The organism is Pseudoalteromonas sp. SG45-3, assembly GCF_014164075.1.
Lineage (GTDB): Bacteria > Pseudomonadota > Gammaproteobacteria > Enterobacterales > Alteromonadaceae > Pseudoalteromonas > Pseudoalteromonas distincta.
Genome location: NZ_JACJEN010000002.1, coordinates 1 through 10,754, shown reverse-complemented (window position 1 = coordinate 10,754; position 10,754 = coordinate 1). Strand labels below are relative to the sequence as shown.

General features: G+C 40.5%; 9 protein-coding genes, 3 tRNA genes and 1 rRNA gene. 4 read left to right on the top strand and 9 right to left on the bottom strand.

Annotation, left to right across the window (positions count from 1 at the left end):
• Window positions 1-372 precede the first annotated feature (372 nt).
• The 5 genes from H5126_RS02445 to nudE all read right to left on the bottom strand — a co-directional run bounded on the left by H5126_RS02445 (window position 373) and on the right by nudE (window position 2,250).
• A tRNA-Met gene (locus H5126_RS02445) sits at window positions 373-449 on the bottom strand.
• Window positions 450-511: 62 nt separating this feature from the next.
• Window positions 512-588, bottom strand: a tRNA-Met gene (locus tag H5126_RS02440).
• Between the two features lie 80 nt (window positions 589-668).
• Window positions 669-745: transfer RNA gene (locus H5126_RS02435), tRNA-Met, on the bottom strand.
• A 136-nt stretch (window positions 746-881) separates the two neighbouring features.
• Window positions 882-1,685, bottom strand: coding sequence for a 3'(2'),5'-bisphosphate nucleotidase CysQ (cysQ, locus tag H5126_RS02430; RefSeq protein ID WP_149593735.1), 804 nt, complete (start codon window positions 1,683-1,685; stop codon window positions 882-884).
• On the bottom strand, window positions 1,678-2,250 hold the full coding sequence (gene nudE / locus H5126_RS02425; protein ID WP_154903622.1) for an ADP compounds hydrolase NudE: 573 nt from the start codon (window positions 2,248-2,250) through the stop codon (window positions 1,678-1,680). Before nudE ends, cysQ begins: the two co-directional genes overlap by 8 nt.
• Window positions 2,251-2,311: 61 nt before the next feature.
• Between nudE and yrfG the strand changes: the two genes are divergently transcribed.
• Window positions 2,312-2,959, top strand: a complete 648-nt coding sequence (yrfG, locus tag H5126_RS02420) for a GMP/IMP nucleotidase (RefSeq protein WP_007378908.1) — start codon at window positions 2,312-2,314, stop codon at window positions 2,957-2,959.
• 15 nt (window positions 2,960-2,974) lie between these two features.
• Here yrfG and H5126_RS02415 read toward each other — a convergent pair whose 3' ends face one another.
• The 3 genes from H5126_RS02415 to H5126_RS02405 all read right to left on the bottom strand — a co-directional run bounded on the left by H5126_RS02415 (window position 2,975) and on the right by H5126_RS02405 (window position 4,388).
• Window positions 2,975-3,598 carry a dUTP diphosphatase gene (locus H5126_RS02415; RefSeq protein WP_002963012.1) on the bottom strand — a complete coding sequence of 208 codons (624 nt, stop codon included), beginning with the start codon at window positions 3,596-3,598 and terminating at the stop codon, window positions 2,975-2,977.
• An 80-nt stretch (window positions 3,599-3,678) separates the two neighbouring features.
• Window positions 3,679-4,047, bottom strand: coding sequence for a YacL family protein (locus tag H5126_RS02410; protein ID WP_002963010.1), 369 nt, complete (start codon window positions 4,045-4,047; stop codon window positions 3,679-3,681).
• Between the two features lie 116 nt (window positions 4,048-4,163).
• Window positions 4,164-4,388: a hypothetical protein gene (locus H5126_RS02405; protein ID WP_002963009.1), complete on the bottom strand. Its 225-nt coding sequence runs from the start codon at window positions 4,386-4,388 to the stop codon at window positions 4,164-4,166.
• A 303-nt stretch (window positions 4,389-4,691) separates the two neighbouring features.
• Between H5126_RS02405 and uvrD the strand changes: the two genes are divergently transcribed.
• From uvrD to H5126_RS02390, 3 genes are all read left to right on the top strand, one after another.
• Window positions 4,692-6,857 (top strand): DNA helicase II, encoded by a 2,166-nt coding sequence (gene uvrD, locus H5126_RS02400; RefSeq protein WP_002963007.1) that lies wholly within the window; start codon window positions 4,692-4,694, stop codon window positions 6,855-6,857.
• Window positions 6,835-8,904 carry a GNAT family N-acetyltransferase gene (locus tag H5126_RS02395; RefSeq protein WP_182720347.1) on the top strand — a complete coding sequence of 690 codons (2,070 nt, stop codon included), beginning with the start codon at window positions 6,835-6,837 and terminating at the stop codon, window positions 8,902-8,904. Before uvrD ends, H5126_RS02395 begins: the two co-directional genes overlap by 23 nt.
• A 103-nt stretch (window positions 8,905-9,007) precedes the next feature.
• Entirely contained in the window at window positions 9,008-9,856 is an 849-nt protein-coding gene (locus H5126_RS02390) for a chemotaxis protein (RefSeq protein WP_182720346.1), read from the top strand.
• Window positions 9,857-10,637: 781 nt separating this feature from the next.
• Here H5126_RS02390 and rrf read toward each other — a convergent pair.
• A 5S ribosomal RNA gene (gene rrf / locus H5126_RS02385) occupies window positions 10,638-10,752 on the bottom strand.
• Between the last annotated feature and the right edge of the window lie 2 nt (window positions 10,753-10,754).

Sequence of the window (10,754 nt, the reverse complement as noted above, 5' to 3'; positions counted from 1 at the left end):
CTTATAAAAGGTGAACCGACGACCTTCGGGTTATGAGCCACAATATACACACTAAATTTTAGACATAAAAAAACACGCTTTAAGCGTGTCGTTTCATTCTTATTTATTTCAGTGGTTGCGGGAGCTTGAACTTATAAAAGGTGAACCGACGACCTTCGGGTTATGAGCCACAATATACACACTAAATTTTAGACATAAAAAAACACGCTTTAAGCGTGTCGTTTCATTCTTATTTATTTCAGTGGTTGCGGGAGCCTGAACTTATAAAAGGTGAACCGACGACCTTCGGGTTATGAGCCACAATATACACACCAAATTTTAGACATAAAAAAACACGCTTTAAGCGTGTCGTTTCATTCTTATTTATTTCAGTGGTTGCGGGAGCCGGATTTGAACCGACGACCTTCGGGTTATGAGCCCGACGAGCTACCAGACTGCTCCATCCCGCGCCTGAAATTTGTAGACTTATTTAAAGTTGCTTACATTACAACTTGGCTTCCAATTAAAGAATTGGTTGCGGGAGCCGGATTTGAACCGACGACCTTCGGGTTATGAGCCCGACGAGCTACCAGACTGCTCCATCCCGCGCCTGTATATTTTAAGTCTATCGACTACTTTATTTTATCTCTTAAGTTAGAGTTTACAGTAACCTCAATCCCTAAGGAAATTGGTTGCGGGAGCCGGATTTGAACCGACGACCTTCGGGTTATGAGCCCGACGAGCTACCAGACTGCTCCATCCCGCGCCTGTAATTTCTTTAAAACATTTTCGTAATATTTACGAGCCTGCCTTGAAGAGAGCGCTACTATATAGGAATAAACATTTAATGCAAGGCCTAAACTAATTAAAGTTGTTCAACCGAACAAAAAGCAATCAAATTGCTATTCTGCGCTCAACCTTTGATGCGGATTAATCATTTTTTGCCATTCCCAGTCTGGATGTCCCATCACTATAAAGTCAGGGTTCTCAGTACTCTCACGTTGGTTGTACGTTAGCGGATTAAATTCGGCATCGGTAATACAACCACCGGCTTCTTCAACAATAACTTGTGAAGCACCTGTATCCCACTCTCCCGTTGGACCAATTCTTAAAAAACAATCTGCTTTGCCTTCTGCAACAGTACAAGCTTTTAATGAGCACGAACCAATAGCAATCGTTGTAAACTGACTATTTAAATACTGACTCACCGCTTCTATTTTTTGGCGGCGGCTCACAGCAAGCGTCAAGTTCTCTGGCGGCGCTACAGATATTTGCTTATCAATTGAGTTTTCACGTTTAAAGGCACCATTTTTAGCTGTAGCAAAATAAGTCACACCTTTTGCAGGCCAATGAATAACACCAAGCACTGGGTGATTATTTTCAATCAATGCAATATTTACTGCAAAATCGCCACTTTCTAAAATAAATTCGCCTGTACCATCCATCGGATCGAGCAACCAATAACGCTGCCAATCTTGTCTGTCGGCGAGTGCTGGTATAGGTGTTTCTTCCGACATAATTGGGATATCGGGTGCAAGTGCTTTTAATCCAGCAACAAGTACGTCATTTGCTGCTAGATCAGCTTTGGTAACAGGCGTATTATCTGATTTCTCTTGTTGGCCAATATCGCCTTTTTTATAAATGGCCATAATTGCATCGCCAGCACGCTCAGCTAATTCAATGCACGGTTCGATTAATTTATTCATCGGCAGCTCCAGACGCTAAATACTTATCTAATAATAGCAAAGCTGCAACACTGCGTGCTTCGGTAAAATCTTCTTGGTCTAATAATGACTGCCACTGAGTTAATGGCCACTTAACAACAACTAGCGGCTCTGGTTCGTCACCAATAAGGGTTTGAGGGTATAATTGCTTAGCAAATAAAATATGCATAGTGGCATTAAAGTAACTCGGCGCCATTGTTACTGTTCTTAATGGTTTAAAATACTCAGCACCAAAGCCAATTTCTTCTTTAAGTTCTCTGTTAGCAGCTTGCTCTGGCGTTTCGCCCGGATCAATTAAGCCTTTAGGAAAACCTAACTGGTAATTGTTTGTGCCCGCACAGTATTCACGTACAAGTAGTAACTCATTATCTGCACTTAACGGAACAATCATCACTGCTCCCCGGCCACCGCCGCGAATTCGCTCATACTGGCGCTCTTCGTTATTAGAAAACTTTAACTCTAAAGACTCCACAGTAAACAGGCGACTTTTAGCAACAACATTGTTACTGAGGATTTGTGGTGGTGTTGGGTGCTTTTTCTGTGTCATTGGCGTTAATTTGCTATCATGGCAGTTAGTTCAATAATAAACCTTATAAGTTGAAATTCCTATGTTAAATTGGTCAAAAATCGATACCGTTTTGCTCGACATGGATGGAACATTACTCGATTTACATTACGACAGTCATTTTTGGCTTAACGTTATCCCTGCGCAACACGCATTAGCTAGAGGCATTAGCCTAGATGCAGCTAAAGCAGATATTTTAAAACGCTATCAAGCTGTGAGCGGTCAAATACAGTGGTATTGTTTAGATTATTGGGAGCAGCAATTAAGCTTGCCTATAATGGAACTTAAACGAGAGTCTCAGCATTTAATTAAAATGCGCGAAGATGTACCTCATTTTTTAACCGAGCTTAAAAAAGCAGGCAAAGAGTTAATTTTGCTTACCAACGCCCACCCTGAGAGTGTCATGCTGAAATTTGAGCATACAGCGATTGATAACTACCTAGATGGTGTAGTGTCTACTCATGAATATGGAGTAAGTAAAGAGCAGCAAAGTTTGTGGCACCAAGTACAAAAAGACTTAGGGTTTAATAAGCAGCGCACTTTGTTTGTAGATGACAGTGTGCCGGTATTAAATGCCGCACGAGAATACGGCATCGAGCACTTACTTGCAGTTGCTAACCCTGATAGCCAACAACCACATAACGAAATAGCCGATTACCTGAGTGTTACCGACTATCGTAAGATTATTTAACTCAGTTTACGTGGGCTAGATTTTTGGGTAACGCGCTTCAAGGCCTTGGTACACTAACTTTGCAAAATCTGCATGTTCTGTATCAAGGCTTTTAACTACTTCAACTAAATGCTCGTTATCTTCTTGCCCGTTCCACTCTTTAATGTAGCTACCGTCTTTGTAGCCATGATCTTGACGGAAAAAGTTTAACGTGTTTTTACCTACGTAGCCGCGATATAAATCATCAATATCCATACCCATTTGCGCCATACAGCCGGCAAAGGCAGCGGCATTAAACGTTTTATCTGCAACGGCGGAAGCCGCTAATATTTCTAGCGTTTGTTTAAAGTCATCCGCTTGTTGAGCATTACTAAGCTCAGCTTCAAGTTGCTTTGCTAAGTCTTCGTAGCTAGTTTTGCCGTCAATTCTAAGCGATAGACCAAAATGAAAAATATCAACCAACTCTAAAATAACTTGTTCAGTATCTGGTGTTTGTTTTTTCCACCATTTCCAACCATGATGATCCAGCATTTCAGCGCACTCAACCCAAATAGCGCGGTACCATTCGAATCCTTGAGTAAACCATTGCTCATGTACTTTAGTGTTCATGGCGTTTTGCATTTCTAGCATAACTACTAGCTTGTTTAAATTGGCAGACATATTCATTCCTGTCGTTTTTGATTAGTGTAATAGTACAGATAAAGGAAGCTTAACGCATCAGCACTATCTTAATATGTAGTTTACTTTGAGCCGCTAAATTCAGCCCATGAATCAATTAAATCAATGAAATCTTCAAAGCCACAACCACTACTTAAACCATTTTCTTCAAGCGCTAAATCGTCATCTTGATACGCTATTAGGTCTTCACTGTCTTGATGAAGCGCATGGGCTTCAAATAATGCTTCGTCTTTGGTTAATATTAAATCTATTTCTTGGCCTTTTAGCGTTAACGGCTCATAGCTTGAGCTCACCGATGCAATAAGCGCTTGCACCATAGCTACTTTGTCTTTGCCTATTTCTTCGTTTAGCCAGCGACCAATAATAGCGTGTTCACTACTTATTTTAATACGTAGCCCACTAATAGGGTCGCGAATAAATTGATACTCCATAGGATTTGCCTGTAAATCTTTAATTGCGTAATTATATACGTAAACGCCCGCAAACCACAGGACATATAAAGTAAAATAGCGCCACAAGGGCGCTATTTTATTCAACTTTAAAGCAGTTAACTTCGCGATCTATAACGCGCTGCGTCAATAATCGACCATAAGTAAATAATAGGCACTAGTACAAAACCTACAAGCACATAAATTAGTGCGTAACTTATTATAATAGCGAGTGCAAAAAATATAGCCGCTAAAATACGCCCTTGCACTAACTGCCCTAAACCAGGAAAAAATATATTACATAATGCTGCGATTACGTTACCGCCAGAACCTTGATCTGCCATACTAACCTCTGTATTTATTTGATTTTATAATTATTTACTTACACACTCTATGCCAATTTATTAAAGCTTACAAATCAAATAGTTAAATTAGTCTAGATTTAGAGAGTTAGTAAATTTTGCTAACTTTAGGTCAAATTAGCAATTTTTATTGTGCGTTTACGCTTTTTTGTTTGTTCAAAAAATTATCAAGTTACTCGTTTTTAAGGCTATTTTATAAATAGCTGTTTATAAAAACAGTATTTTATTTAGCCTAACAAAAACACCTGTTATACTGCCCACAATATTGATTAAAAAGGCGTAACGATGGACGTTTCACAATTACTCGATGGCTTAAATGACAAACAACGCGATGCCGTTGCAGCCCCACTACAAAACATGCTGGTATTAGCAGGTGCTGGGTCTGGTAAAACACGAGTGTTAGTTCATCGTATTGCGTGGCTTATGCAAGTTGAGCAAGCATCTGCTTACAGTATTTTTGCCGTAACCTTTACTAATAAAGCGGCTAAAGAAATGCGCAGCCGCGTTGAAGAAACACTAAAAGCCCCTGTAGGTGGTATGTGGATTGGTACGTTCCATGGTTTGTCGCATCGTATTTTACGTGCTCATCACCGTGAAGCTAACTTACCAGAAGCCTTTCAAATTTTAGACTCTGACGATCAACTTCGGATGATCAAGCGCTTATTAAAATCGATGAATATCGATGATAAAAAATGGCCCGCCAAACAATTTGGCTGGTACATCAGCGCTAAAAAAGATGAAGCACTTCGCCCTAAAGATATTCAAGCATACGATATTAACGAGCAAATGATGCTGCGTGTTTACGCCGCCTACCAAGAGGCCTGTGATAGAGCAGGCCTAGTAGATTTTGCCGAAATATTACTACGCAGCTACGAAGTGTTAAAAAATAACCCAACGTTACTGCGTCATTATCAGCAACGCTTTGCACATATGCTCGTAGACGAGTTCCAAGATACAAATACCATTCAATATGCTTGGTTAAAGTTACTTGCAGGCGATACAAGCAGTATCATGATTGTAGGCGACGATGACCAAAGTATTTACGGTTGGCGCGGTGCTAAAATCGAAAATATTAAACGATTTTTAACTGACTTTAGCGCAGAAACCATTCGTCTTGAACAAAACTACCGTTCAACAGCAACTATTTTGAAAGCGTCTAATGCATTAATTCAAAATAACTCAGAGCGTATGGGTAAAAGCTTATGGACCGACGGTAACGATGGCGAGCCAATTTCTATTTATGCGGCATTTAATGAGTTAGACGAAGCACGCTTTGTAAGTAGCAAACTACGAAGCTGGTTAAATGCAGGTAATGCCCTACAAGATGCCGCAATTTTATACCGTAGTAACGCGCAATCTCGTGTACTCGAGGAGGCCATGCTGCAAGAAGGCTTAAAATACCGTATTTATGGGGGTATGCGATTCTTCGAACGACAAGAAATTAAAGATGCGTTGTCGTACTTACGCCTAGTAGGTAATCGTCAAGACGATGCCGCGTTTGAGCGTGTAATTAATACGCCAGCACGCGGTATTGGCGATAAAACATTGAGCCATATACGCGATTGTGCACGAGCAGAATCGTTACCGCTTTGGTATGCCGCAAAAGCAATTGTAGAACAACAGCATTTATCTGGTCGTGCTTCTGGTGCAGTAAGTAAGTTTGTAGAACTCGTTGAACAAATAGAAGATAAAATTAGCGACCTAACTTTGCATGAGCAAGCCAAGTACACAATTCAAACCTCAGGCTTGATGGCAATGTACCAAGCCGAAAAAGGTGAAAAAGGCCGTGCTCGCGTAGAAAACTTAGAAGAGCTAATTAGCGCTTGTGATCAGTATGAGCTGCCTGAAGACGAAGAGTACAGCTCACCTTTACAAGGCTTTTTAGCCCATACGTCACTTGAGTCAGGTGAAGGACAAGCAGAAGAACACGAAGACGCCGTACAAATGATGACGCTTCACTCAGCTAAAGGCTTAGAGTTTCCGCTAGTGTTTATGGTAGGCGTAGAAGAAGGCATGTTCCCTTCTCAGCAAAGCAACGAAGAGTCGGGTCGCTTAGAAGAAGAGCGCCGCCTTTGTTATGTAGGCATGACACGAGCAATGGATAAGTTATACATTAGCCATGCTGAGAGTCGCCGTTTATACGGGCAAGAAAAATACCATAGCCCATCTCGCTTTTTACGCGAAATCCCTGAAGACTGCGTAGAAGAAATCCGTATTAAAACACAGGTTTCTCGCCCGCCTGCCGCTGGGCGTTTTAGCGCATCAGTTAGCCATGCCGCATTTGAAGACAGTGGCTTTAACTTAGGACAACGCGTACTGCATGCTAAGTTTGGTATTGGTACTGTACTGAATTATGAAGGTAGTGGCGCACAATCTCGCGTACAAGTTAACTTTGACGACCTTGGTAGCAAATGGTTAGTAACGGCCTATGCACGATTACAAGCGGTATAAAGCACACCTAAATGAGTTAGAGCAACAATTAGCTGGCGCGTATCATCGTCAGCTAGTGTTGATCACGGGCAGCCCAGCTTGGTGTTATGAAATACTTAACTCATTAATAGATGAAAACAATACACTTGTTGTATCAAAGCAGTGCGCGATTAAAAATTCGTACTGGCCTACTCGCACACACCAAATTTTAGGGCAAGAATTTGCTCATGCTGTTTACGATGGTTTTAGTGGTTTGCACCCTGATAAACTTGCAGCACTTGCCGGCACCGTTAAAGCAGGCGGTATACTGTTTTTATTACTGCCTGAACTAGATGATTTAGCCTCTTGGCAAGATCCCGCATTAAGTACAGTGCAATCACACGGTCAGAGCATTGACTACAGCATATTTAATCAGCGTTTCGCAAATATTATTAAACCGTTACCCGCTTTTCATTTGAGTGAAAAAAGTGGCTGTATTAATCATAACGCCAGCTATGTAGCTCATAATAAAATTGATTATCAACCACAGCAAAACTGCGTTGATCAAATAGTAAAAGTAGCCAACGGTCGTGCCAACAGGCCTTTACTTATTAATGCTGATAGAGGCAGAGGTAAGTCGGCAGCACTTGGCTTAGCCGCGGCAAAACTAACTGATAAAAAAGTAATTATTTGCAGTACTCAGTTTAAAGCGACCCATAGCAGCTTTAAACATTTAGCCCAAGAGTTAAGCCTTCAATACAACGCTGAACATAAACAGCTCGCCAACTTGCACTACGTTGCACCTGATGCGTTATTAAACACACTACCTGAGTGCGATTTACTACTCGTTGATGAAGCTGCAGCAATCCCTGTTCCGTTATTACTACAAATGCTAGCTCATTACCCTCGTATAGTATTTGCGAGCACTCTGGTTGGGTATGAAGGCAATGGTAGGGGTTATACCATTCGCTTTAGTAACTATATTAAAGCGCACTATAAAGCCTCTAAAGTTGTAACGCTTGATGAGCCACTGCGTTTTGCTAAACACGATCCCCTCGAGAAGCACATTCGCACCTTACTTGCACTCGATGCAGAATATATAGAGTCAAGTAGTGATGAATTAGAGCAGCCAATTCATAGCGAAGTAACTCAGCAATCCCTTGTAAACAATGAGCCTTTACTGCAACAAGTTATTGCCCTACTTGCACTGGCTCACTATCAAAGTAGTGTCAACGACTTACGCCAACTACTAGACGCACCATCGCAAAGACTATTTATTAGCAAAATTAATAATCAATTAGTTGGCGTATGCTTAATCGCCATAGAAGGTGGTTTGAGTGAAGAACTTGCCCTACAGGTTATAAGTGGAGAGCGCCGTCCGCAAGGACATTTAATGGCGCAAGCACTCTCACAACTTAGCTTTAATAATGACTGTTTAACACAACTGAGCGCTCGAGTTGTACGAATAGCGATTGATCCGAGTTCCCACAATATAGGACTTGGTAAAAAGTTACTTAGTTATTGCGAGTCGCAGGTAAAAAGCCAATGTAGTTGGCTTGGTGCAAGCTTTGGCGCAACAGCGCAGTTACTTAATTTTTGGCAAAACCTAGGGTTTGATACTGTAAAATTAGGTTATCAACGCGATAAAAGCACCGCTGAACATTCGGCGCTTGTGGTTAAATGCTTGAGTGACAAAAGTACAATTCTCCAACCCCTAAAAAAGCAGTTTAAAAACGATTTCTTTTATGCTCTTTTAACACACTTTAGAACACTAGATTGGCAACTCGTGAATATTATAATTGAAGGATTTAGCGACGAGTTAATAAGCCTAGAGACTCACGAGCGATTAGCGCTGCTCACTAAAAGTAACTTCACTCAATTTAGTATCTCTGCAACTCTTTGGCAGTTACTGAGCCAGTCACCTTCTTATATATCTCGATTAACAGAGTCGGATAAACAACTTTTAATAAAGTTAGTACTTCAAAATGAAAGTAATGAAAAAGTGATTCAACACTTAGGTTTATTAGGAAAAAAACAGCTTGAGAATCAATTTATACGTGCCATAAAAAACCTCACAAGTACCATCTAATAATTTCTAGTTGCCCTATCTCTGTTAAATTTTATCCATCTTTAAGCTATTTATTTAATTTGTTCTATCCTTAAAACATTAATAGGTAAATTAAGATAAAGGCATGGAATTAATAAACTTTAAAGTGGGCTGCAAAACAATTTCACTTAAAATACTCGATATTTTATTAACAGAGCGCTTTGACAATAATCTAACAACTTTACCCAACAATAATAAAAGCTTTATTGGTGTTAAAGATTATATGGATATACCAACACCTGTTTTTGATTTAGGTATTATTTTAAATAATATCTCAACTGAACAAAGTAATGCGCATGTACTAAAGCAACTAAGAATATGGCAAGACAAACTATTAAACTGGTTTAATACCCTTCAAAGCAACTTATTAAATAGCTCGGCTTCTATTTCAAATAATGACGCCGAACTACAAGATTTTGTTTTATTTTACAAAGAATTCAACACCGACAATGAAGACTTAAAATTAACAATGTCTCGGCTTGACGAGCCCTTCCAATCATTACTAGAGACAGCAAAAGCAGCTATAGTAGCCCATAATCAAAGTGATCATAAACACACATCAGCTCTGCTCGACAAAATTAAGCGCAGTAGTCTAATTCAGCTTGAGCGTTTATTTGAATCCGCTAAAGAGCAAATAACCTTAGACTATAAACCTATTATTGTTTTCACCACCAAAGACGGACTAAATCCACATGTTGGTTTATTAGTAGATAAGGTTGAAGATAATATCGACTATAAAAAAGAAGACATAAAGCCACTGGATAAGCTCACTGAGGTTGGTTTTGATCTAGACCCACAAACTAAAAATATGATGCTAGGATTAATCAAGCTCCCCCAAAAGCATAGTGTATTAATTGATCCAAGCGTAATATTTAAACCAGCTCAACTAGAAGAATCTGAAAGTGAAGAAACCCAAGCTTATGGACTATTTTAAATAGCCTTTAAATTTGGTTATTAACTTTAGTACTGGAATAATGAGCTTTTCCGCTCAACTTGTACATTTAGATAAATTAGAAAAGAATCGAGTATGTAATGTCCGTTACTCCCCCATATTTCACTTTTCTGGAGATGTAAAAAAGCCCGACTATTTCTAGTCGGGCTCTCTACAATGTGAGGTCGGTGCGCTACGCAGTAGGATGTCGTAGTGCCCACAGCGGTGGAGAGCCACAGTGAAATGCTACACTCTCTTTGTGTCAGGGAGACCTTCCGCGGGACTCGCCTTCGAGCTGTTTTGTTTCACTGCTGAGTGCGGTTTGGGCTCTTGGCTATTTATTAAATCCCAGATAGCAAAAAACCCGTCACATTGCTGTAACGGGTCTCTACAATTTGAAGCCTGGTAATGTCGTAGTGCCCACAGCGGTAGAGAGTCACAGTGAAATGCTACACTCTCTTTGTGTCGGGAGTCGCTACGCTCGCCCGACCTACGTGATGGTGTTGCTATGAGTGTGTTAATTCGCACATTTCATTTTCTGCAGACGTAAAAAAACCGACTATTTCTAGTCATGCTCTCTACAATTTTAAGCCTTGTGATGTCGTAGTGCCCACAGCGGTGGAGAGTCACAGTGAAATGCTACACTCTCTTTGTGTCTTGAGTCGCTGTGCTCGCCCGACCTACGTGATAGGTGTTGATGTGAGTGTGTTAATTGCGCGTATTTTACTTTTCTGCAGACGTAAAAAAGCCCGACTATTTCTAGTCGGGCTCTCTACAATTTGAAGCCTGGTAATGTCCTACTTTCACATAGCAAATGCTACACTATCATCGGCGCTGTTTCGTTTCACTACTGAGTTCGGCATGGAGTCAGGTGGGTCCAAAACGCTATTGTCACCAAGCA